At 73.0% G+C, this 20,908-nt stretch carries 22 protein-coding genes, 2 tRNA genes and 1 pseudogene; 13 read left to right on the top strand and 12 right to left on the bottom strand.

The annotated features are described in order from the left end of the window. Positions 1-23 precede the first annotated feature (23 nt). Positions 24-242, top strand: a complete 219-nt coding sequence (locus V6U88_RS26145; RefSeq protein ID WP_334456976.1) for a type II toxin-antitoxin system VapB family antitoxin — start codon at positions 24-26, stop codon at positions 240-242. Next, positions 239-667, top strand: a complete 429-nt coding sequence (locus V6U88_RS26150; RefSeq protein WP_334456977.1) for a PIN domain-containing protein — start codon at positions 239-241, stop codon at positions 665-667. Before V6U88_RS26145 ends, V6U88_RS26150 begins: the two co-directional genes overlap by 4 nt. Positions 668-750: 83 nt before the next feature. Here the strand turns inward: V6U88_RS26150 and V6U88_RS26155 are convergent, their stop codons facing one another. Further along, the gene (locus tag V6U88_RS26155; protein ID WP_442934700.1) at positions 751-1,623 is read right to left on the bottom strand and encodes a poly(ethylene terephthalate) hydrolase family protein; all 873 of its coding nucleotides are present in this window, start codon (positions 1,621-1,623) and stop codon (positions 751-753) included. Positions 1,624-1,891: 268 nt separating this feature from the next. Here V6U88_RS26155 and V6U88_RS26160 point away from each other — a divergent pair, with 268 nt between their 5' ends. From V6U88_RS26160 to V6U88_RS26170, 3 genes are read left to right on the top strand one after another with little or no spacing between them, the layout of a single operon-like run. Further along, positions 1,892-3,355: an amidase gene (locus V6U88_RS26160; RefSeq protein WP_334456978.1), complete on the top strand. Its 1,464-nt coding sequence runs from the start codon at positions 1,892-1,894 to the stop codon at positions 3,353-3,355. 54 nt (positions 3,356-3,409) lie between these two features. Continuing rightward, a complete protein-coding gene (gene ctaJ, locus V6U88_RS26165) occupies positions 3,410-3,709 on the top strand; it encodes an aa3-type cytochrome oxidase subunit CtaJ (protein WP_442934697.1) in 300 nt (99 codons plus the stop codon). Next, positions 3,696-4,103 carry a DUF5130 family protein gene (locus V6U88_RS26170; RefSeq protein WP_334456980.1) on the top strand — a complete coding sequence of 136 codons (408 nt, stop codon included), beginning with the start codon at positions 3,696-3,698 and terminating at the stop codon, positions 4,101-4,103. The genes ctaJ and V6U88_RS26170 overlap by 14 nt, the downstream gene beginning before the upstream one ends. 60 nt (positions 4,104-4,163) lie before the next feature. Here V6U88_RS26170 and V6U88_RS26175 read toward each other — a convergent pair whose 3' ends face one another. Both V6U88_RS26175 and pepN read right to left on the bottom strand, forming a co-directional pair. Further along, the gene (locus tag V6U88_RS26175) at positions 4,164-4,742 is read right to left on the bottom strand and encodes a Uma2 family endonuclease (RefSeq protein WP_334456982.1); all 579 of its coding nucleotides are present in this window, start codon (positions 4,740-4,742) and stop codon (positions 4,164-4,166) included. Between the two features lie 72 nt (positions 4,743-4,814). Further along, the gene (gene pepN, locus V6U88_RS26180) at positions 4,815-7,361 is read right to left on the bottom strand and encodes an aminopeptidase N (RefSeq protein WP_334457019.1); all 2,547 of its coding nucleotides are present in this window, start codon (positions 7,359-7,361) and stop codon (positions 4,815-4,817) included. Between the two features lie 224 nt (positions 7,362-7,585). On the opposite strand from pepN, the gene V6U88_RS26185 reads away from it, so the two are divergent. The 4 genes from V6U88_RS26185 to V6U88_RS26200 all read left to right on the top strand — a co-directional run bounded on the left by V6U88_RS26185 (position 7,586) and on the right by V6U88_RS26200 (position 10,637). Beyond that, the gene (locus tag V6U88_RS26185) at positions 7,586-8,209 is read left to right on the top strand and encodes a mycothiol-dependent nitroreductase Rv2466c family protein (RefSeq protein WP_334456984.1); all 624 of its coding nucleotides are present in this window, start codon (positions 7,586-7,588) and stop codon (positions 8,207-8,209) included. A gap of 293 nt (positions 8,210-8,502) precedes the next feature. Continuing rightward, positions 8,503-8,823 carry a hypothetical protein gene (locus tag V6U88_RS26190; RefSeq protein WP_334456986.1) on the top strand — a complete coding sequence of 107 codons (321 nt, stop codon included), beginning with the start codon at positions 8,503-8,505 and terminating at the stop codon, positions 8,821-8,823. 71 nt (positions 8,824-8,894) lie between these two features. Continuing rightward, on the top strand, positions 8,895-10,106 hold the full coding sequence (locus tag V6U88_RS26195) for a DUF1015 family protein (RefSeq protein ID WP_334456987.1): 1,212 nt from the start codon (positions 8,895-8,897) through the stop codon (positions 10,104-10,106). Positions 10,107-10,169: 63 nt separating this feature from the next. Continuing rightward, positions 10,170-10,637, top strand: a complete 468-nt coding sequence (locus V6U88_RS26200; RefSeq protein WP_334456989.1) for a ribose-5-phosphate isomerase — start codon at positions 10,170-10,172, stop codon at positions 10,635-10,637. A gap of 81 nt (positions 10,638-10,718) precedes the next feature. Here V6U88_RS26200 and V6U88_RS26205 read toward each other — a convergent pair whose 3' ends face one another. Then, positions 10,719-11,042 (bottom strand): hypothetical protein, encoded by a 324-nt coding sequence (locus V6U88_RS26205; protein ID WP_334456991.1) that lies wholly within the window; start codon positions 11,040-11,042, stop codon positions 10,719-10,721. 46 nt (positions 11,043-11,088) lie between these two features. Then, positions 11,089-11,973 carry a GNAT family N-acetyltransferase gene (locus V6U88_RS26210; RefSeq protein WP_334456992.1) on the bottom strand — a complete coding sequence of 295 codons (885 nt, stop codon included), beginning with the start codon at positions 11,971-11,973 and terminating at the stop codon, positions 11,089-11,091. Between the two features lie 110 nt (positions 11,974-12,083). Between V6U88_RS26210 and V6U88_RS26215 the strand changes: the two genes are divergently transcribed. Then, positions 12,084-12,620: a hypothetical protein gene (locus tag V6U88_RS26215; protein ID WP_334456994.1), complete on the top strand. Its 537-nt coding sequence runs from the start codon at positions 12,084-12,086 to the stop codon at positions 12,618-12,620. Positions 12,621-12,759: 139 nt separating this feature from the next. Here the strand turns inward: V6U88_RS26215 and V6U88_RS26220 are convergent, their stop codons facing one another. Further along, complete coding sequence (locus V6U88_RS26220) at positions 12,760-13,023, bottom strand: hypothetical protein (RefSeq protein ID WP_334456995.1); 264 nt, start codon at positions 13,021-13,023, stop codon at positions 12,760-12,762. Between the two features lie 53 nt (positions 13,024-13,076). Then, the gene (locus tag V6U88_RS26225) at positions 13,077-15,842 is read right to left on the bottom strand and encodes an Hsp70 family protein (protein ID WP_334456997.1); all 2,766 of its coding nucleotides are present in this window, start codon (positions 15,840-15,842) and stop codon (positions 13,077-13,079) included. A gap of 210 nt (positions 15,843-16,052) precedes the next feature. Here V6U88_RS26225 and V6U88_RS26230 point away from each other — a divergent pair. Continuing rightward, positions 16,053-16,301, top strand: a pseudogene (locus tag V6U88_RS26230) (hypothetical protein); the annotation flags it as partial. Positions 16,302-16,629: 328 nt separating this feature from the next. On the opposite strand, the gene V6U88_RS26235 reads toward V6U88_RS26230, so the two are convergent. Together V6U88_RS26235 and V6U88_RS30405 are read right to left on the bottom strand one after the other, a co-directional pair. Continuing rightward, entirely contained in the window at positions 16,630-16,965 is a 336-nt protein-coding gene (locus tag V6U88_RS26235) for a hypothetical protein (protein ID WP_334456999.1), read from the bottom strand. 163 nt (positions 16,966-17,128) lie between these two features. Beyond that, positions 17,129-17,464, bottom strand: a complete 336-nt coding sequence (locus V6U88_RS30405) for a hypothetical protein (RefSeq protein WP_442934698.1) — start codon at positions 17,462-17,464, stop codon at positions 17,129-17,131. A gap of 349 nt (positions 17,465-17,813) precedes the next feature. Between V6U88_RS30405 and V6U88_RS26245 the strand changes: the two genes are divergently transcribed. Next, positions 17,814-18,506 (top strand): AAA family ATPase, encoded by a 693-nt coding sequence (locus V6U88_RS26245; RefSeq protein ID WP_334457001.1) that lies wholly within the window; start codon positions 17,814-17,816, stop codon positions 18,504-18,506. 115 nt (positions 18,507-18,621) lie between these two features. On the opposite strand, the gene V6U88_RS26250 is transcribed toward V6U88_RS26245, so the two are convergent. The 3 genes from V6U88_RS26250 to V6U88_RS26260 form a co-directional block, all read right to left on the bottom strand. Further along, positions 18,622-19,233, bottom strand: coding sequence for a hypothetical protein (locus tag V6U88_RS26250; protein WP_334457002.1), 612 nt, complete (start codon positions 19,231-19,233; stop codon positions 18,622-18,624). A gap of 284 nt (positions 19,234-19,517) precedes the next feature. Further along, entirely contained in the window at positions 19,518-19,952 is a 435-nt protein-coding gene (locus V6U88_RS26255) for a VOC family protein (protein WP_334457003.1), read from the bottom strand. A gap of 441 nt (positions 19,953-20,393) precedes the next feature. Next, positions 20,394-20,467, bottom strand: a tRNA-Gly gene (locus V6U88_RS26260). Positions 20,468-20,750: 283 nt separating this feature from the next. On the opposite strand from V6U88_RS26260, the gene V6U88_RS26265 reads away from it, so the two are divergent. Then, a tRNA-Pro gene (locus tag V6U88_RS26265) sits at positions 20,751-20,824 on the top strand. Positions 20,825-20,908 lie beyond the last annotated feature (84 nt).

The following is a 20,908-nucleotide window of genomic DNA, read 5'->3' on the forward strand; positions in this document are numbered from 1 at the left end:
GCGTCTCGATATACACTCTGCTCGTGAAGACTGTTATCGATCTTGACGATGAATTGCTCGAACGCGCGCGTCGTGAGTTGGGCACCAAGAGCAAGAAGGACACCATCCACGCGGCGCTGCGACTGGTCGCGGAGCGCAGTGAGCGGCTGGAGGCCGTACGTGAGCTGCTGGCCGTCGACCGGGATTGGACCGGAATCCTGGACGATGACAAGACGCCAGGCGGACGCCAGGACGCGGCGTGACGATTCCGGGCGGGCTCTATCTGATCGACACGTCGGCCTGGGCCCGGATGCGTCTGCCGGTGGTGTACAAGCGATTGACCGCGATCCTCGAGGAGGGTCTCGGAGCGACGTGCCTCCCGCTCGATCTCGAGGACGGGCGTAGCGCTCGCGACTTTCGGGACGCCATGACCATCCGTGCCCGTCGCGCCCAGCTCATGGTGGACCTGCCGGTCACCGCCGCGGTCTCGACGCGAGCCCGTGACCTCCAGTTGGCCCTGACCGCCCGAGGTCACCACCGCGCCGCCAGCCCGGTCGACGTGACGGTCGCCGCCGTGGCCGCCGAGTACTCGGCGACCGTTCTGCACTATGACCGCGACTTCGACCTGCTGACCGAGGTCGGCGGCCCCCGGTCCGAGTGGGTCGCCCCCGCCGGCACGCTTTCCTGACGCCGCGGGCGGCGATCCGTCTCCCGCCCGCGAAGCCGGACCCGCCGTCCGAAGCGGGCGACGGGTCCGGCCGGCGATCGCCGTCAGGAGTGCGGGCAGGTGTCCCGGTACTCCTGGATGGCCGTGCCCCGGGGCGCCGGGCAGAGGAACTGCTCGTAGCGGGTGTCGTCGTCGACGAAGCGCTTGAGCCAGGAGATGCTGTACTTCGCGATCGTGACGTTCGTCGACGTCGGTGCGGAGTGGCTCGCCGCGTTGAGTTCCAGGTACGCCTTGTCCAGGGTGGCCGGCAGGCTGGTGTAGAACGGCTCCGAGTGCGAGGAGACCGGGGCGATCGAGTCGTTCTCGGCGCCGACGACCAGCGTCGGGACCCGCACCGAGGACCAGTTCTTGACCGTGTGCCAGCCGGTCAGCGGGATCGCCGCCTGCAACGCGGGCCGGGTGTTGGCCGCCGACAGGCTGCCGCCGCCGCCCATCGAGTGACCCATCACGGCGAGCCGGTTCCGGTCGATCCGGGTCCGTACCGAACTGGTGGTGCTCAGGTAGTCCAGCGCCGCCAGCAGTTGGGTGCCGCGGCTGGCCGGCTGGTCGTACCGGGACAGGGTGTCGATGGTGATGACGACGAAGCCCTGCGAGGCCAGCCGGGGGCCGAGCCAGGCCACGCTGGACTGCGTCGCGGTGTAGCCGGGGGAGATGGCCACCGCGCCGAACGTCCCCTCGGCGGTGCTGGTCGGGTAGTAGACCGTGCCGCCGCGGAAGCCGGTGACACTACTGGCCGCGATCGTGGTCTGGGCGATGGCGAACGGACCCCGGCTGGCTTCGATGCTGGCGACGGTGGGGGCGGGGCCGCGCTCGTAGGGGTTGGCGGCGAGCGCCGCGACCGGGAGGACGTCCGGTGCAGCGGCCCGGGCGGCCGGTGCGGCGGTCAGGCCGGCGCCGGCGAGGGCCAGCGCGAGCAGCGACCCGGCGGCGCGGCGGGACCAGTGGTGCACCGGCCGGGACGGGACCTGGTGGATGTGCGGGGCGGGGACAGGTTGCACGGTGGTGGCTCCCTACGGGATGGACGGGGGTGGTGGCATCGATCGGTGTGAATCGATGCGGTCACTCTCCCCTCCGGTCCCGGGACGGGGGCAATCCCGGTCGGGTCATGTCAGGGGGGTATGAGCCGCCCGCCCGCCCCGGTCGTGTCGCCGGGCCAACCGGCCGCCGAGCGGGCAGGATGGCGACATGGCCGAGCCGCACGACCTGACCGCGCTGGAGCAGGCCGCCGCCGTCGCGCGGGGCGAACTCTCCAGCGTCGAGCTGGTCGCGCACCACCTCGAACGGGTCGACGGGCTCGGCGACACCGTCGGCGCGTTCGTCACGGTCACGCCCGAACGCGCCCTCGCCGCCGCCCGGGCCGCCGACGCCGTGCCGGTCGAGCGGCGCGGCCCGCTGCACGGCGTACCGACCGCGATCAAGGACCTGACCCTCACCGCCGGGGTGCGCACCACCTTCGGTTCGGCGGCCTTCGCCGACTTCGTCCCGCCGGTCGACGCCGACGTGGTGCGGCTGATGGGCGCCGCCGGGCTGGTCAGCCTCGGCAAGACGACCACCTCCGAGCTGGGCTGCTCGCTCTACTCCGAGGGGCTGGTCGCGCCGCCGGCCCGCAACCCGTGGGACCTGGCGTACACCGCCGGCGGCTCCAGCGGCGGCGCGGCGGCCGCGGTCGCCACCGGCCTGATCCCGGTCGCCCAGGGCTCCGACGGCGGTGGGTCGCTGCGCATCCCCGCCGCCCTCTGCGGCCTGGTCGGCTACAAGCCGAGCCGCGGCGTGGTCTCCGGCGGCCCGCTCGGCTCCGGCGCGTTCGGTCTGCCGACGAACGGCCCGCTCGGGCGGACCGTCGCCGACGTCGCCGCGCTGCTCGACGTGATGGCGGTGCCGGTGCCCGGCGAGCCGTACCTGCCGCCGCCCCGGCCCGACGGCGGCTACCTCGCCGTCGCCCGCCGGGCCGCCCCGGGCCGGCTGCGGATCGGCCGCTTCGACGCCCCGATGCTCGCCGAGGAGCCGGTCCATCCCGACTGCGTCGCCGCGGTGGACCGGGCCGCCGCGCTGCTCACCGCGGCCGGCCACGAGGTGGTCGAGGTCGACCGCCCGCTCGGCCCCGCGGTGTGGCCGCTCTTCGAGACCCTCTGGTACGTGCTGGCGCTCGCCCCGGTGCCGCCGGAGCGGGAGTCCGAGCTGCTGCCGCTGACCCGGTTCCTGCGTGCCCGGGGCGCGGCCGTCGGCGCCGGCGCGCTGCTGGCCACCCTCGGCGAGATCCAGGCCCAGGTACGCCTCGGCGTCCGCCGCACCGCCGGGTGCGACCTGCTGCTCTGCCCCACCCTGGCCGCACCGCAGGCACCGGTCGGCTGGTTCACCGCCGATGAGGACCCGGCCGCCGATTTCGACCGGCAGCGCCGGTTCTCGCCGTACTGCGCCGTGTTCAACGTGACGGGAGACCCGTCCGTCTCGCTACCGCTCGGGCGTACCGCGACGGATCTGCCCGTCGGGGTGCTGTTGACCGGTCGCTACGGCGACGACGCCCGGCTGATCGCCACCGCGGCGCAACTGGAAGGCTGCAGTGACGGATGGGATCGGCACCCCGCAATCTGGCGGGGCGTCGACTCCGCTAACGTGAATGGCAGCGGAGTCGGGCGGTCGGCGCCATGACCCTCCACCCGACCCGGATGCTCTGGTCTCTCTTTCCGCCTGGGGGCGTTGGGATTGTCTGTCACTGAGACGTTGCTGATCTTCGTCGGCATCCCGGCGGCGGTGATGCTGGTGATCGTCGGGCTGGTGTACGCCAGCAACCGCCGTGGCGGCGGGTCCAAGCGCTACCGCCCGGGCCGTCGCTTCGACTTCACCCCGGTCTGGTTCCTGAGCCGCCCGGAGCAGCTGGCCGACTCGGCCGGCACCGCCCTGGCCGCGGGCGCGCAGGCGCCGGCGCTGACCAGCCACAAGCTCGAGCAGGCCGGCATCGAGGCGCCGGCCGGTGGAACCGGAGGCGCAAGTGACCGTTGGTGAGAAGCAGACCGGGACGGGAAACCCGCCCGAGGTGCTGGACGGGCCGTTCTCGACCCGCCAGCTGCTGCGCATCGACGAGGCGCTCCGCCTGGCCGACCAGGGCACCGGCCTGGTCTTCTCGGTCTACGTGGGCGGCCTCGACGAGCCGGTCCGCGAGCACGCCGAGCGGCTGCACCACCAGCTCGCCGAGCCCGACCGGTCCGTCCTGATCGCGGTGTCGCCCAACCAGCGTCAGCTGGAGGTCGTCACCGGTCGGCACGCGCGCAAGCGCATCCCCGACACGTACGCCCGCCTCGCCGCGCTCTCGATGGTGGCCGCCTTCGGCGGCGGCGACCTGGCCGGCGGCATCATCAACGGCCTCGACCAGCTCGCCAGCCACGCCGGGCGGGCCTGAGCCCCAGCGGTACGACGAAGCCCGGTCCGCCTCAGGCGGACCGGGCTTTCTCGTTGCGCTTCAGCGCGGCCAGACGCTCGGGTCGAGCCGCATCGGCCACGGCTCGGCCACCTCGACGGCATCGTCCGGCCCCACCGTGCCGAGGAGGTCGTAGTGGACGCCCTTCACCAGCGCGTACCGGTACACCACCGGCCCGAAATCGCTCCGCTCCACCCGCCAGTAGGCAGGAATCCGCGCCTCGGCGTAAAGGGCGGGCTTGGTGAATCGGTCATGCCGGCGGCTGTTGGGTGACTCCACCTCGACGACGAGGGCGACGTCGCTCGGCTCGGTCCACAGCCGGTCGCGAGGCGCCGTCGGCTGCAACACGGTGATGTCCGGAATCAGGTTGCCGTCCGGAATCCGTATCCCGATCTCCCGGATCACCCGCCAACCGGCCGGAGCGGCCAGCCGCAGGGCCATCCGGATGTCGTCCGCCAGCTCGTGGTGGTCCGGCCCGGCAGGTGGGGTCACGTGCAAGCTCCCGTCGATGAGCTCGTAGCGGTTCCCGTTCTCGGGCAGGTCGAGAAGATCCTGCTCACGCCAGCGTCGCTCGGGTGGGCGCCACTCGTAGCCAGGGTGTGCCATCACGCTCACCTCCATCCGCCACGATAACGGCCCCGGGGCCGGCGAGGCTTCCGCCCACGCCGGCCCCGGGGCCGTGGTACTCCTCGGTCAGGCGCTCCGGGCGTCCTTCGCGCGGGCCTTCAGCGAGCGGACCACCCCGTCGCGGCCCTCGGCGACCAGCCGGCGCAGCGACGCCGGGTGCCCCTCCTGCGCCAGCCAGGCGTCGGTGGCGGCCACGGTCTCCTCCTCGACCAGGTACGCCGGGTAGGCGAGCTGCACGAACTCCTGCGCCGGCTCGCTGTCCCGCTGCGCCCAGACCTGCGCCACGGCGGCGAAGTACTTTTCCCGGTACGGCGCGGTGAGCTCCACCTGCGTCGGGTGGGTGAAGCCCTGCAACAGCGCCCGGTTGCGCCAGTTCGGCAGCGACTGCGGACCGGTCAGCTCCGCCCAGACCGCCGCCTTGTTCTCGGCGGTCGGGACCAGCGCGTTCGCGTACGCGGCCTCCCGCTCGCCGCTGGCCGTCCGGTCGGCGGCCAGCTCGGCCTCGACCTCGGCGGGGCCGGCCGCCCCGTTGGCCACCAGCGACTGCAGGATCGTCCAGCGCAGCTCGGTGTCGATGGTCAGACCGGCCGGTACGCCGGTGCCGTCCAGCCAGCCGCGCAGGGTCGCCAGGTCCTCACCCGAGCGGGCCGCCGAGGTGTACGCGCGGGCCCAGGCGAGCTGGAAGCCGCTGCCCGGCTCGGCGGCGGCCAGCGCCGTCTTCGCGGTACGGGCCAGTTCCGCCCAGCCGGTCGGCGCCCAGGCCGGGTCGGCGTAGACGGTGAGCGTGGTGCTCGCCTGGCGCAGGGTGGCGGTGATCAGGTTGATGTCGGTCTCGGCGGGGAGCCCGGTCAGCGCCAGCGCCACGTAGTCGCGGGCGGCGAGTTCGGCGTCGCGGACCATGTCCCAGGCGGCCGTCCAGCACAGGGCGCGGGCCAGCGAGGAGTCCAGTCCGGCGATGTGCTGCACCACCGTGGCCATCGACCGCTCGTCCAGCCGCAGCTTGGTGTAGGTCAGGTCGTCGTCGTTGAGCAGCAGCACGTCGGCGGCGCGCGTGCCGTGCAGCGCCGACAGCTCGGTCTGCTCGCCGGTGACGTCCACCTCGATCCGCTCCCGGCGGACCAGCCGGCCGTCGGTGAGGTCGTAGAGGCCCACGCCGATGCGGTGGGTGCGCAGCGTCGGGTGCCCCGCCGGCGCCTCCTGGCGGACCAGCACCCGCTGGTACGTCCCGTCGTCGCCGATGGTCACCTCGGGGCGCAGCGTGTTGACCTGCGCGGTCTCCAGCCACTGCGCCGCGAACTTGCGCAGCTCCCGCCCGGAGGCCGTCTCCAGCTCGGAGAGCAGGTCGTCGAAGGTGGCGTTGCCCCAGGCGTGCTTGCCGAAGTACGCCCGCAGCCCGGCCAGGAACGGCTCCTCGCCGACGTACGCGACGAGCTGCTTGAGCACGCTGGCGCCCTTGGCGTACGTGATGCCGTCGAAGTTGACCTCGACGGCCTCCAGGTCCGGCATCTCGGTGTAGACCGGGTGGGTGGAGGAGAGCTGGTCCTGCCGGTAGCCCCAGTTCTTGCGGATCGACAGGAAGGTCGTCCACGCCTCGTTGAACCGGGTGGCGTGGGTGTTGCACCAGTGGCTGGCCCACTCGGCGAACGACTCGTTGAGCCACAGGTCGTTCCACCAGCGCATGGTGACCAGGTCACCGAACCACATGTGGGCCAGCTCGTGCAGGATCGTGTTGGCCCGCTGCTCGTACTCGAAGTCGGTGACCTGCGAGCGGAACAGGTAGTGCGACTCGGCGTGCGTGACGCAGCCGAAGTTCTCCATCGCGCCGGCGTTGAAGTCCGGCACCCAGAGCTGGTCGTACTTGGGCAGCGGGTAGCGCACCCCGAACTGCTCGTGGAAGAAGTCGAAGCCCTGCTTGGTGATCAGGAACAGGTCGTCGGAGTCCAGGTGCGGCGCCATCGAGGCCCGGCAGAACACACCCAGGTCGATGCCGTCGTGGCTGTCCCGCACCTCGTGGTACGGCCCGGCGCAGAGCGCGGTGATGTAGGTGCTCATCCGCACCGACTCCACGAAGTGGACGGTCTTGAGCGCCTCGCCGGCCGGCTCCTCGCGCTCGACCGGCATGTTGGACACCACCCGCCAGTGCTCCGGGACGGTGGCGTGCCAGGTGTAGACGCTCTTCAGGTCGGGCTGGTCGAAGCAGGCGAAGACCCGCTGCGCGTCCGCCGTCTCGAACTGGCTGTAGAGGTAGGTCTCGCCGTCGACCGGGTCCACCGTGCGGTGCAGGCCCTGCCCGCTGTTGGAGTACGCGAAGTCGGCGTCCACGACCAGCGTGTTCTCGGCGGCCAGCCCGGACAGTGCCAGGCCCTTCTCGGCGGACCAGCCGGAGAGGTCGACCGGCGTGCCGTTCAGCGTCGCCGAACGCACCGAGTCGGCGGCGGTCTCGATGAAGGTGCTGGCGCCCGGCTCGGCGCAGCGGAACCGGACCTCGGTCACCGACCGGAACGTACGGCCCTCGGCCTGCACCGCGGTCGACAGGTCCAGGCTGATGTCGTATCCGGTCACCTCCAGCAGGCGGGCCCGCTCGGTGGCCTCGACCTGGGTCAGGTTGCGCACTCCCGGCACTTTCGTCTCCATCCCACTCTCGCCGCCTCGCGGCTGCGCCAGCCCGTCGGCCGCTCGTGACGGCCGGCCCCGAGCCGAGTCTTCCATGCACCGACGCCCCGCGGTGGTCGAGGTCACGCTCTCATTCCGCTACCAGTCGATGCCCTGCGGGGTGAGGATCGAAAGCAGCGGCGCCGGGGCTGCCGGCGCATCACCCGTCGCGAAGGGACCTCACCGTGACCGAACGTGTCACCGTCGACATGTGGTTCGACCCCCTGTGCCCCTGGGCGTGGATCACCTCCCGTTGGCTGCTGGAGGTCGAGAAGGTCCGCCAGGTGGACATCCGCTTCCACGTGATGAGCCTTTCGGTGCTCAACGAGGGTCGGGACCTGCCCGAGGAGTACCAGGAGCTGATGCAGAAGGGCTGGGGCCCGGTGCGGGTCTGCGTGGCCGTCGAGCAGCAGCACGGCCAGGAGGCGGTGGCGAAGCTCTACACCGCGATGGGCACCCGGATCCACCTGGGCAAGGAGCAGCTCGGCCCCGAGGTGCTCAAGGCCGCGCTCACCGACGTCGGCCTGGACCCGGCGCTGGCCGCCGTCGCCGACACCACCGAGTACGACGAGGCGCTGCGGGCCAGCCACGAGGCCGGGATGCGCCCGGTCGGCACGGACGTCGGCACCCCGGTCATCCACGCCCCGGGCCCGGACGGCGCCCAGGTGGCCTTCTTCGGCCCGGTGATCACGCCGGCCCCGAAGGGCGAGGCCGCCGGGCGGCTCTGGGACGGCGTCCTGCTGGTCGCCGGGACCCCCGGTTTCTACGAGCTCAAGCGCTCCCGCGAGCTCGGCCCGATCTTCGACTGAATCCCGGCCGTCGCCCCGGGCCCGCTCGTCCGGTCCGGGGCGACGACCCGGTCCGGGGTCGAGGACGGTGTGGGGCTCCTGTCGAACTGATGACGTGGACGATTCGTTGGTGATTCGTTCACGACATCAGCTCCACAGCGTCCGCGCACCGGGTTCGCCCGTCGAGCGGGTCCACTGACGCCGGCAGCCCCTCAGGCCGCCGCCGATGCCGCGTCACCCTCCCGGGCACGGTGTCGTTTTTCCCGGTGGCAGCGGCCGCAGCGGCCGCACCCGGCCGACCCGGAGGCTTCCCGATGGCCAAGCACCGCCGTCCGTCCGCTGACGACCCGTCCACCAGCCAGGAGGTGGCCGACCCCGCCACGTACTGGTCGGTCGACGACTGCCACTGGCCCATCGTCAGCCCCCAGCTCCCCGTCGAGATGGTCGACCTGCTCGCCCCGCCGATCGTGGTCGGCGTGGCCCGGGTCCCGGTCACCTCCCGGGCCACCCCGCCCGGCGCCCCGCCGGCCCGGCCGGGTGGCCCGGGCGGCACCACGCCCGCCCGCCGGGTCGCGCCGGTCCCCGGCCAGACCGGGCGGCACCGCCGCGCCAAGGAGCCGGCCGAGCGGGGATGAGCGGTTCATCTGGTGGACCCGGCGCGGGGTACGCGTCGCCCGGGTCGCCGCCGCCGGTAGCGTCAACGGGCATGACGGTCGTGCATCCGATCGCCCGGGCCTGGATCACCACTGGCGGCACCGGCGCGCAGAACTACGACGAGTTCGCCGACGACGCGGAGATCACCGCGATCATCGAGGCGAACCCGCACAGTGCCCTCGGCATCGAGATGCCCCACCGGGCGCCGGAGAGCCTCGGGAAGTCCTTCCTCGACGCGCTCGGCGACGCGGTGGCCCGCCTCGCCGAGGCCAAGGCCGACGGCAGCTACACCCCGGCCGAGCAGGTCGTGGTCCTCTACCGGATCAGCGCGCCGGGCGACGAGTCGGCGTACGGGCTGTTCGCCATGGTGGACACCGACCAGATCTCCACCAGCGCCGACGAGCCCGGCCTGGTCATCCGCAACGAGGACGTCTTCATCGCCAAGGTGCGGGAGCGGGTCGCGCTCGCCGAGGCGCTGGGGCACCTGCTCTCGCCCGTACTCCTGCTCCAGACCGGGCGTGGCGACGAGCTGCACGCCGCGCTCGCGGCGGCGGCCGAGTCGGCCGGGGCGCCCGCCGCGACCGACACCGACCAGGCCGGTCGGACGCACGCCATCTGGCTGCTCGGCCCGGGCCCGCAGCAGGACGAGCTGACCGCGCTGGCCGGCGGCGGCGAACTGGTGGTCGCCGACGGCAACCACCGCAGCCTGGCCGCCCAGACCGGCGGTCTGTCCCGCTTCCTCGCGGTGGTCACCACGCCCGCCTCGGTCGCCATCCAGCCCTACAACCGGCTGGTCAGCGAGCTGACCACCACGCCGGACGAGCTGCTCGACCGGCTGCGCGCCGCCGGAGCGACGATCACCCCGATCGCCGGTCCGGTCGAGGTCCCGCGGGCCGGCGGCACCGTCCACCTCCGGCTCCCCGGACAGGGGTACGCGGTCGCGCTGCCGCACGACGAGGGCGCCGGCCGGCTGGAGAACCTGGACCACGCGCTGGTCGAGCGGCTGCTGCTGCGCGACGCGCTCGGCCTCGACCCGGGCGACAAGCGGATCACCTACGTCGGCGGCGACTACCCGGCGAGCTGGCTCACCGGCGAGGTGGACGCGGGCCGGGCCGAGCTGGCGATCCTCATCGCCCCGGTGACCGTGGACGACTTCGTCGCGGTCAACCTGGCCCGGGAGAAGATGCCCCGCAAGAGCACCTGGTTCACCCCGAAGGCGCGCGGCGGCCTGGTCGTCGCGGAGCTGCCCCGGCCGACGCTGTGACGAATCCGCCCCGGTACGCCGCCCGCGCGACGTGCCGGGGCGCGGCCTGACAGACTGCGCGGTATGCGCGTCTACCTGGGATCCGACCACGCCGGTTTCGAGTTGAAGGTGCACCTGGCCAACCACCTGACCAAGCAGGGCTACGAGCTGGTCGACGTCGGCCCGCACGCCTTCGATCCGGACGACGACTACCCGGCCTTCTGCCTGCACACCGGCGACCGGGTGGTCAACGACCCGGGCAGCCTCGGGGTGGTCATCGGTGGCTCGGGCAACGGCGAGCAGATCGCCGCCAACAAGGTCGCCGGCGTCCGGGCGGCGCTGGCCTGGAACGTCGAGACCGCCCAGCTCGGCCGGGAGCACAACGACGCCAACGTGGTGGCCGTCGGCGCCCGCCAGCACACCCTGGACGAGGCGACCGCCATCGTCGAGGCGTTCCTCACCACGCCCTTCTCGGGCAACCCGCGGCACTCCCGCCGGATCGCCCAGATGGCCGACTACGAGCGCACCCGCCGGCTCCCCGAGCTGCCCTGACCGCCGCCTGAGGACCGGCCCTCCCGGGGCCGGTCCAGCTCCGGGTCGACGGCGCCGCGCAGGGGCCGGCCCAGCGCCGGTTCACCGGCTGGAGCGGGGCAGGTCCTCGCGGGGCACCCAGTTGCGACGGACGATCACCAGCCGGGCCTCCGCGTCGGCCAGGTCCTCGTCGGTCGGCCGGGCGGCGTCCCGGGCCCGCAACGCGGCGCCGACCCCCACCTGCGAGGAGCCGGACCCGACCAGGCCCCGCAGGCCCCGCTCGCTCTCCTCGGCCCCGCGCCGCGCGCGGGGCGGGGGTGTGCCGTCGTGCACCTCCGCCGTGGCCGCCGCCGGGCCATCGCCGGTTCCGGCCGCCCCGTCGGGCTGGTGCCGCAGCCGGCGTCGCCGTCGCTCCACATCCGCCATCAGCCGACCGTACCGCCCGCGCCGGCTCCGGGGGCCCCGGCGGCGCTCAGAAGACCTCCATCGCGGCCGGGGCGCGGTGCCACCCGAAGGCCGGCCCGGCGGCGGCGAGCGCGCCGGGACGCAGCTCCCGGAAGTCGATCGAGAAGAGTGTCCGCCGCAGCGCCAGGTACGCCTCGGGGGCGGCGGCGACCACCTCGTCCACCCGCACCTGCCCGCGCGGCCCGCGCTGGTCCCACTCCTCCCGGGTCCGCCAGAGCGCGTACCCGTCGACGCCGTCCGGCCCCTCGTGCAGCAGCGCCCGGCGCGGGGCCGCCCCGCCCCGCCAGGCGGCCGGGTCGGCCAGCACGTACCGCCACCAGCGCGCGTTCCGGCCCGACCAGCCGGGGCGGTCCGGCCGCACCCGGTCGTACACCCGGGCCAGCTCGGGTTGCGACGCGACCGGGTCGGCCAGGCGGAGGGTGCCCGGCGCGGACGCCGGTTCCGGCAGCCGCAGCTCGGTGGTGGCCGGGCAGTCGACGGCGAGGCGCTGCGCGGCCAGGCCGTAGCCGAACCGAGGGTAGATCCGCCCCTCGCTGGCCCAGAGCACCGCGACCGGCTCCCGGCCGGCGTCGTGGATCTCCCGTAGCTGGCGGCGCATCAGCTCGCGGAGCAGTCCCCGGCGGCGGTGCGTGACGGCCACCGCGACCATGGTGACGTGCGCCGCCGCGATCGTGGCCCCGGGGACGGTGAGCGTGCGGGTGAAGGCGGAGGCGTGCGCCACCGCCCGCCCCCCGTCGCGGGCCAGCAGCGACCGCTCCGGCTCGAAGATGTCCCGCTCGACCTCGCGGACCTCGGCGTCGAGGGCGGTGTGGAACGCGTCACCGATCAGGTCGGCGATCTCCCCGAAGTCGGACGCGGCCGGGATCTGCACGTCGGCGGCGGGGCGGCTCATCGCCCCTGTCCAGCCGAACATCGGCGGGGCGGCGACCGGTTTGCCGGCTGGCTACCCTCGAAGACGGCGGGCCGGTCGAAGGCCGGCATCGGTCAGGGGAGGAACAGGACATGGCAGACCAGACACAGCCGTGGGCGGAGCGGACCGTCGAGGTGCCGCCGCAGCCCGGTGTCGCGGTGCCGCAGCAGCGGGACGCGTTCCGCCCCGGCGTCGCCTCCGTCGGGCGGCCGCGTACCCCACGCACCGAGCAGTTCCCGACGGTCGACGGCGGTGACCACGGCTGGTCCGAGCCCGCCCCGCGCCGGCCGATGAGCTGGCACCTGGCGCAGCTGCGCCAGGGCCGCGAGTGGAGCATGGCGGGGGCGCTCTTCGCCTTCGTCTGCTGGGGGATCTGGGCGATCTCCGGCCGGGGTGACCTGGGCGCGCCGCTGCTCACCTTCGTGCTGAGCCTGCTGGTGGCGGTCGGCCTCTTCGCGCTGTCCCGCCTGGTCGGGCGGGTGATCTGGGAACGTCAGCTGGGCCGGGTGCGGCGCGGCGCGCGCGGCGCGCACCTGGTGACCGCGATCTTCCTGGTCGGCGTCGGGGTCGCCTACCTGCAGCAGACCGAGTGGGTCGTGTCGGTCTGGAACTTCGTCACGGGCAACTGACCCCGTAACTCGCGGGCGGGTCGGCCGGGGCCGCCCGCCCGCGCGTCCGGTCGCGGGATGCCGCGACAACTGGTCGTTCTCCACCAGGCCGGCCGTGCTTACCCCGCCGGCCGCTGTTCATCCGTGCCCGGCCACGCCGTCACGACGTGCCGCCGTGCCCCTCGGCGTCCGCCTTGGGGGAGGCGACCCGGGCGGCTGGGTCCTCGACGCCGGGCTGCCCGCCGTCCGGCGCGACCATGCCGTCGTAGTTGTAGACCGTGCCGTCCTCGCCGTGCTGCTTCGTGGTGCGCACGTAGCGGTGGATCATGCCGTCCAACTCGATCTCCAGCAGGGCGCTCTCCGCCTGCTGAGTGCTGCCGTCACGGGGGCCACCGACCAGGTACGCGTTCGTGTTCGTCTCCATGCACATGCCCTACCCAGGGCGAACCGGCGGAAAACGGCCGGCTCGCGGGCGGCTCAGCCGTCCCCGGCGAAGCGGTACAGCACGAAGTCCTTCTCCCGACCGCAGGCGATCACCGTGGTGTTCCACGAGCAGGAACCGCTGCGGACGTCCTTGAGCTGACCCATCTCGAACGGCGAGTCCGCGCCCACCGCCATCCCGGCGAGGCTGCGGTCGTCCTCGACCGTGCTCGGCGGCTCGGCGAAGATCAGCAGGTTGCCCGCGTCCAGCCGGACGGCCACCCCGTCCCGGTCGGGCAGCACCGCCCGGCCGTCGGCGTCGAAGAGGGTGACCGCGGACTGCGGGGAGTCCCGCCGGACCAGCAGGTGCTCGCCGACCGGCACCAGCCCGTCGGCCTCCGGGGCGGCCCAGTGCCGGCTGCCCTTCCCCTCGGTCGCCACCACCACCTCGGTGCGTGCGGTCTCGCCGTCCGGCACCTCCAGCAGGCAGGCCCGGTGCTCGCCACAGGCGACCAGCGACTTCGGCCGGCGCCCGTCGTCGGGGGCGCTGTGGAGCACGTCGGGCTCGGCGAGGCTGGCCAGGTCGTACCCGAGCAGCCGGTAGCCGCGCTCGTCCTCGGTGACGTACAGCCGGTCGCCGTACGCCGCCACCAGGTCGTCGACGTCGGCCACGTTGGGCCGGCTACGCAGCACGTCACCGCTGCCCATGTCGATCAGCCGGACCGACCGGTCGGCGCCCACCTGCACCAGCCGGTCGGCGGTACCCAGCCAGGGCACCGTCGGCACGCCGCTGAAGGACGCGGCGCCGCCCGACGATTCCGCCGTGCCGACCCGCACCACCCGGGTACGGCTCTCGCCGTACTCGCTGCGCGGGCTGTCCCGGCGCCACGTCTCGCGGCCGTCGCGCAACCGCAGGCCGACCAGGCGATCGCCGGTCCGGTCGACCCACACCACGGTGTCCCGGGTGTAGTGCAGGTCGTCGTCGCCGTGCAGGGAGAGCCGCCAGCGTTCCTCGCCGGAGCCGGCGTCGAGCACCAGCAGGTCGCGCGGCGTGCTGTCGCCGGGCGCGTCGGCGAGGACCGCCACCGCGCCGGGCAGCGCCCGGAGCCCGGCCCACTGCTGCGCGCCGGCCCGGGTCTGCCTGCGCCACAGCTCGCCTCCGCTGCCGGCGTCGACCCCCACCACCTCGAGCCGGTCGTCGGGCAACCGGTGGGCGAGGTAGGCGCGGTCGCCGAGGACGGCGGTGAACATCGCGGTCGCCCGCTCCGCGCCGGCCTTCGGCGTGGCCACCACCTCCGGGGTCCGGAACTCCAGCGCCGGGTAGCGGTCCCGGGTCAGCCAGAGTGCCGTCGCGGCCACCACGCCGACCAGCGCGAGGCCCGCCGCGAGCCCGATCCAGAGCCCCCGCCGGCCCCGTGCCGGCCCGGCCGGACCGCCGCCGGGCGCCGGCGACACCGGCGGAGCCGACCGGGGTACGCCGGGCGCACCCGCCACCGGCCCGGCTGCCGGTGGCACCGCCTGCCCGGGCAGGTAGGGATCGGGCGGGGTCGGCGCCGGCCGGGGCAGGGTCGCCGCCGTCGCCGTCTTCCCATGACCGGCGGCTGCGGGCGCGGCCGCCGGGGCGGGCGCTGCGGCTGCCGCCGCCTGGGCGGGTGCCCCGGCGGCGACCGGCGTCGGCCGGGACCGGGGCAGCGGCAGGTCGGTCAGCGCGCCCTCCGCGACCGGCAGCTCGGGCTGTTCCAGCACGGTCGGCGCGATGCCCAGCTCGGCGTGGAGCATCCGGGCCACCAGCGGTATCCGGGACGACCCGCCGACCAGGAAGAGCCCGGCGAGCTGCTCCGGCGTGAGCCCCGCGCCGGCGATGACCTCGCGGGTCGCGGCCACCGCCCGGGCCAGCAGGGGAGCGGCCAGCCGTTCCAGGTCGGCCCGCTCCAGCCGCGCCGCCGTCTCCACCCCCGGTACGGCGACCGGGGCGACGGTGGCCCGCGACAGCATCTCCTTCGCCCCGCGCACGTTGTCCCAGAGCTGCTGCCGGTCCCGCCACTCGGTGGCCGTCCCGGGGCTGGTCAGCCGGGCCCAGCGGGCCGGGTCGGCGGCGGCGACCAGCTCCCCGAGCCGGCCCACCAGGGCGGCGTCCAGGTCCAGGCCGCCCAGGTCGGCCACCCCGCCGCTGGAGATCACCGTGAACCCGGAGTCCCCCCACGGGTCGGCGCCCTCGTTGCGGACCACGGCGACGTCCAGCGTGCCGCCGCCGAAGTCGAAGACGGCGACCGCGGCGCCGACCGGCACCGGCCTGCGCAGCACGTCGGTGTAGTACCGGGCGGCGGCCACCGGCTCCCGCAACAGGCGGGTCCCGGGCGGGATCGGCCCGGACATGGTGTGCTCGGCGGCCGAGGGCCAGCCGGCGAGCGCCAGCGCCTCGTGCAGCACCTGCCGTCGGGGCGCCTCCCAGGCCGCCGGGTAGGTGACCACCGCCGGGGGCAGGAAGCCGGCCGCCGCGACCGCCGACTCCGCCACCGCGCGCAGGGTCGCCGCCAGCAGCTCCGCCGGAGGGTACGCGCGCCCGCCCAGCGACACGCTCGCCTCGTCCACCCGGCGCTTCGGGTTCGGCTCGTACCCGCCCGGGTCGGCCTGCGCCAGCCGCTGCGCGTCCCGGCCGACGTGCAGCCGCCCGTCCGCGTCGGCGTACACGCCGGAGGGGAGGATCGGCTGCCCGTCGACGAGCAGCGGCCGGGTCCGCCCGTCCGGCCGGCGCAGCACGGCGACGGTGTTGGACGTGCCGAGGTCGACGCCGAGGGCGAACCCGTCCTGCTGGCCTGCCATCGATCGGTACCTCCACGCGGACGAGGGAATGCCCGGCCCCGCATCGTACGCAGCCGATGCAGCGGGCCCGATCGACCGGCCTCCCGCCCGGGGCGTGGCGGCGGCCACCACGGCCGGGATGGACGAGCGACGGGGGGCGTAGTGTCCACGCCGGTCGGAGCGGGGTCGGTATCGCCGGACCGGTCCGCTGTGCCGAGGGGGCGTGATCACATGGGACTGGACCGGAGGATGGCCGCCCGCCTGGCGGAGGAACGCCTCGACGAGTGGCGGCGGCTCGGCCACGACCACTGGCGGGCCCTGCTCGACCAGCGGGAGCGGCGCGACGTCACCGGTGCGGACGGCCGCCGGTACGTCGTGATCAGCTCCGGCTTCGACGACGGCGACGGGCGGGTACGGATCGCGGTGGCGGTGGACGACGGCGGCTGGTTTGCCCTCGCGCCGGTGGTCCGCGCCGACGTCAGCCCCGAGCCGGTCGGTCGTGATGCGGACAGTCCCCAGGCGTGGTCTTCCGCTACGGTTCCACAGTGGACATCCAAGCCCGGCGAGCGACCACCAGACGAGTAGTAGGCACTGTTGCCCTGCTCGCGGGCCTGCTGATCTCTCTGCTGACAATGACGAACGACTCCGGGGAGACGGAGCCGCACGTCCTCGCCGGGCTCCTTGTCCTGGTCGGCGTCGGACTGCGCATAGAGGCCGCGATTCCTGCTGCCAGAGCAGAGCCCGAGCCCTGGTTGGCCACGCGGTTGACGTCGGCCCAAGACCGTTAGCAGGCCACTGCGCGCCCCAGCTATCGGGTGGGGGGAAGAACGCCGTCCGCCGTGTACCGCTCGCCGTGGTCGCCTTGAAGGTTCGCCTGCAGGTCCTCGGCGATGGTCCCGAACTCCTGGTAGGCGTCGCCGTTGAAGTGGCCCTTGATGTCGATGGCACCTTCGAACCAGGCCAGCGAGACCACGCTTCCGTCGGTGCAGGTGTACCCGAAGACGGGCGGGTCCGAGCCGAGCCAGCCGTCTTCGCTGAGCGTCGGGTTGCTCCCCGCGTAGGAAAGCCATTCGTCCAGGGCGATGGGGTGCTCCTCGCTGTCGTAGTACTCCTCGGCTCGGCTGATGTGCAGCTCGTATCCCACGCTTCCTCCCACGCAGTGAGCGTCTGCCAGGGAGGCGCACGATACCGGGCAGGCCGGCTGCCGTCCGGAGGTCGCAAGGGTTCGCGGACCCCGGTTGCGCACTCGGTCGCAGCTCTGCTGAGTGCTGACACGCTCAGCTTCGCCGCTGATCGACTGGACGGCCCTACCGCCGCGCGCCGAGCCGAGGCACGGGGTGGCGGTGGCGCCACGCCTCCGCCTCGTTCCGCAGCCGGCTCCAGTTCCGCCGCAGCCACCATGCGTCGACCAGCGCCAGCACGACGCTGCCACCGAGGAGAAGAAACGGGGGGAGCAGGCCAGGTTCGTCGCCCGCGAGGAATGCGCTCCCGACCGGGTTGAACCGGTCGTAGATCACGTCGACCTCTTCCCCGACGCTCGGTTCGTTCCAGAAAGAATGGCTGATCCAGGTGGTGACCTCGTCCCCGCTTCGGGTGGTGAAGCTGACCGAGGCTGACCATTGCCGATCGTGCAGCTCGCGCACCGTCCCGACGGTCCGCTCGCCGTGCTCCACCAACTGGTTCCGGAGCTGCAGGTTTCCGAAGCCGCAGTAGACGAGGACCAGTACCAGCAGTGCTCCGACGGGAACGCCAAGGGCCGGGTGCCGGAGCCAGTAGCCAGGACGCCATCGGCTACGGGGTTCCGGCTGGACCGGGCTGGCCGACTGCCCGGCGGTCCATGGTCGCGTCGCTCGTGGGCGCCGCCGGTACCGCTTGACCACGCCGCCTCCCCGTAGACGTCGCCCGTGGGATGTTCGCGCCCACGGTAGGTGGCAGCGCAAAGCCTTCGCCTGGCACGTCGACAGCGTGTCCGTGGTCTGCCAAGATCGGCGAATGTTGGTGGGGGAACGGCCGGTGGTGATTGCTGTCTGCGGGTGTCCGGGGGCTGGGAAGACCACCATTGCCTCTGCAACTGCCGGCCGGTTCGGTATCCCGTTCCTGACCCGCGATGAGATCAAGACAGGTCTTGGGCTGTCCTCCGCCTCCGTCGCCGAGGACGGGCGGGTCCGGCTCGACCGGGACTTCCACGTTGCCGGTGGTCCCGTCAGCCTCCGGGCTGAGGCCGTGATGGTCGACGCGATCCGGCTGCTCGCGGCCTCAGGGGTGAGCTTCGTCGTGGAGTCCTCGGTGTTGTCCCGCGAGCTGCTGGACGTGCTGCTTGCGTGTGACACCCGGGTGCTGGCCGTTCACGTCGTCGCCCAGGAGGCGGTCATCGACCGGCGACTTCAAGCTCGGGCGGCCGAAGGCGGGGCCATCGACCAGCAGCTCCTATCCCTGTTCCAGCGGGGTGAGATGAAGCGGTCGATCTTCGAACCGCCGGAGGGCGTCGACGCCGTCGTTGAGATCGACACCTCGGACCATGGAGCTCGGGCCATCGAGACGATCGTGTCAGCAGTCGTCGCCCTGATCGGCCCCTCAAGAACGGGAGGCGGCCCGTCACCGATCAAGCCAGCACCGGACCATCGACCAGAGCCGGCAGGAAACTGGCGTCCTGGCCAGGCGGTGGAGTCGCTCCGTCGGAGTTGAGCGAACCATCACGGTGCGCAGACAGTCGTCCGACCAATGCGCGACGCTCGTCTTCGGCGGATCTCTGGGGAGGGTCGGGGTTCGGGGCGGAGCCCCGAGGTCCTTCAGGTTCCGGCTAGTGAGTACGCCAGTCCCGGGCATCGAGCAAGGCCGCTGCCAAGGCCGTCCGGTTTGTCGCACCGATCCCCTCCAGTGCCCTGTGCATAATCTCCTCGGCGTCCTCGGACAGTTCCTGCGGACCCAGCATGGGCAGCATCAGGATGAGCCGCTGCGCCCAGGTCAGCCGCTCGTCCGGCAGCGCGGCCGCGGCGAGCAGTTCCGCCCAGGTCATCGCGGACGTGAACCCATGGCCCTCGACCGAGGTGGCCACCTCGGCCGGCCGGCCCGGCCGCTCCTCCACGAAGTCGATCCCCGCCTCGTCCTCGACGTTGCGGTACACGATCCGTAGCCACGCTTCTCCGTCGAGCCGAACCGAGATGACCGGCCAACGCTCGGGGTCGTCGAGGACGGCGCCCATCGCGTGGTAATCAGCGGCCTGCACCTCGAAGGCGGCCTCCGACTCCGGGTAGGCACCCACCGGTCCCGACAGGTAGTGCAACCAGAAAGCGGGGTATCCCACCACGCCATCTGCCGCGTACACGGTTGCGTCGCACTCGGTGGTGTAGTCAGGCGGGGCCATGGTGGTATAGCCGGGGATCGTGAACGCGGGTCCGAGGGTCAGCGACATGGCACGCATTCAACCCGCCACCAGACCGAGATGATCCGCGCGGCGCTCCCCGATCTTCGTCAACGCCCCGGAGCCGCGACTCAGCCATTCAATCGAGATAGCCGTATATCTTCGTAGGTCAGCGTGGCCGGCCGGCCGATGCCAGCCGGAGGGTCGCGGCTGATGCTTGACACGCGCGTCCCACCTGATGCTTGACGCTGACACCGTACGGGTCTGGCGTGGAACGTAACCGTCTACGACTCACCCGCGCACGGATCGCGGCGTGAGCGGACGTTCGCGGCCAGTCAGTCGAGGCAGAACTCGTTGCCCTCGATGTCCTGCATCACGAGGCACGACTCGTTGCCGCCATCGGCAGGCAGTAGTCGCACGCGTACCGCGCCGAGCGCGACCAGTCGTGCGCATTCGGCCTCAAGTGCGGCCAGGCGCTTCTCACCCACGAGCCCGGTGCCGACCCGCACGTCAAGATGCAGCCGATTCTTGACGACCTTGCCTTCGGGAACGCGCTGGAAGAACAGTCGCGGGCCCACACCTGAGGGATCAATGCATGCGAACGCTGAACCCTGATGTTCAGGCGGCAGCGCGCGGTCGAAGTCGTCCCACGTAGCGAACCCCTCCGGTGGCGGCGGTACGACGTACCCCAACACCTCGCACCAGAAACGAGCGACGCGCTGAGGTTCTGCGCAGTCGAAGGTGACTTGGAACTGCTTGACCGACGCCATGGGTCCACCCTAGAGGGGCTCTTTCGTCGTCTCCACGGGCCCGCCCCTGGCTAGGTTGTGGCGCATGCGCCCGGACTGCGCCGCGCACCTTCGCCACCGAGAAGCAGGCATGCGGGCGTGCCAGACCCTCAGGCGGTCAAGGCGTAAGCGCTGCTGCGGGCCATCCTCAACACTGGGGTGCGCGAGAACGAGATCTTTCGGCAGAACCGACCTGGAGTTCGGGCCGCCCAAGTCGGCCGCCGGGTCCGGGTCGCCGCCCTTCCGGCTGCCGCCGTGGATGCCCTGACGACTCACCTGTCCGAGCACACTACAGATGGTCCTGACGTCCTGGTCTGGCCAGAGCAGCTAGTGGCCCACGGATGGCCCGCAAGATCGAAGCGGGGGAGTGGTCGACCGGCCCAGGATCGAGGTATGCAGCCTCTGACCTGGGCCGGAGACCGTTGGAGCGGGCGACGGGAATCGAACCCGCACCGTCAGTTTGGAAGACTGAAGCTCTGCCATTGAGCTACGCCCGCAGTCGCCCCGCCATCGCGAGACGCGCCGACAGCCTACCCGGTCCGCCCACCCGGCGCGCACAGGCATGTCCCACGCGCCGACTCAACATCCGCACACTTTCCGAGAAAGCGTGGCCTCCGAGCGCCCCAAGGCCACGCTTTCTCTGGAAGATGCGCGACCCGCAGCGGCCCCGTCGCGCGAGGACCGGACGGCGGGTGGGTGTCCGGTTGGTGGGGGTTCGGCGCGTTGGGGGCCTCCCCGGCACCTCCGGCGGGTACCGACGGCATACACTTCTCGTCGCCACGGGGTGTGGCGCAGCTTGGTAGCGCACTCGCTTTGGGAGCGAGGGGCCGTGGGTTCAAATCCCGCCACCCCGACTGTCGTCCGCCGGCCGGGTCGCCCGGGCCGTCGCCGATTTTTCTGCGCGGGTACCCGGGCGCTGCCGGAGCGGCAGCCCGGCT

Origin of the sequence: Micromonospora sp. CPCC 205739 (genome assembly GCF_036906795.1) — a bacterium.
In the GTDB taxonomy this organism is placed as follows: domain Bacteria; phylum Actinomycetota; class Actinomycetes; order Mycobacteriales; family Micromonosporaceae; genus Micromonospora.

What these genes read in the sequence shown, in the direction of transcription:
- V6U88_RS26255 (WP_334457003.1), bottom strand. Translation starts at nt 19,952, where the DNA reads ATGGCGTCGGTCAAGCAGTTCCAAGTCACCTTCGACTGCGCAGAACCT.
- V6U88_RS26195 (WP_334456987.1), top strand. Translation starts at nt 8,895, where the DNA reads ATGACGGTCGTGCATCCGATCGCCCGGGCCTGGATCACCACTGGCGGC.
- V6U88_RS26190 (WP_334456986.1), top strand. Translation starts at nt 8,503, where the DNA reads ATGGCCAAGCACCGCCGTCCGTCCGCTGACGACCCGTCCACCAGCCAG.
- V6U88_RS26160 (WP_334456978.1), top strand. Translation starts at nt 1,892, where the DNA reads ATGGCCGAGCCGCACGACCTGACCGCGCTGGAGCAGGCCGCCGCCGTC.
- V6U88_RS26215 (WP_334456994.1), top strand. Translation starts at nt 12,084, where the DNA reads ATGGCAGACCAGACACAGCCGTGGGCGGAGCGGACCGTCGAGGTGCCG.
- V6U88_RS26200 (WP_334456989.1), top strand. Translation starts at nt 10,170, where the DNA reads ATGCGCGTCTACCTGGGATCCGACCACGCCGGTTTCGAGTTGAAGGTG.
- V6U88_RS26225 (WP_334456997.1), bottom strand. Translation starts at nt 15,842, where the DNA reads ATGGCAGGCCAGCAGGACGGGTTCGCCCTCGGCGTCGACCTCGGCACG.
- V6U88_RS26175 (WP_334456982.1), bottom strand. Translation starts at nt 4,742, where the DNA reads ATGGAGGTGAGCGTGATGGCACACCCTGGCTACGAGTGGCGCCCACCC.
- V6U88_RS26245 (WP_334457001.1), top strand. Translation starts at nt 17,814, where the DNA reads ATGTTGGTGGGGGAACGGCCGGTGGTGATTGCTGTCTGCGGGTGTCCG.
- V6U88_RS26210 (WP_334456992.1), bottom strand. Translation starts at nt 11,973, where the DNA reads ATGAGCCGCCCCGCCGCCGACGTGCAGATCCCGGCCGCGTCCGACTTC.
- V6U88_RS26205 (WP_334456991.1), bottom strand. Translation starts at nt 11,042, where the DNA reads ATGGCGGATGTGGAGCGACGGCGACGCCGGCTGCGGCACCAGCCCGAC.
- V6U88_RS26250 (WP_334457002.1), bottom strand. Translation starts at nt 19,233, where the DNA reads ATGTCGCTGACCCTCGGACCCGCGTTCACGATCCCCGGCTATACCACC.
- V6U88_RS26220 (WP_334456995.1), bottom strand. Translation starts at nt 13,023, where the DNA reads ATGGAGACGAACACGAACGCGTACCTGGTCGGTGGCCCCCGTGACGGC.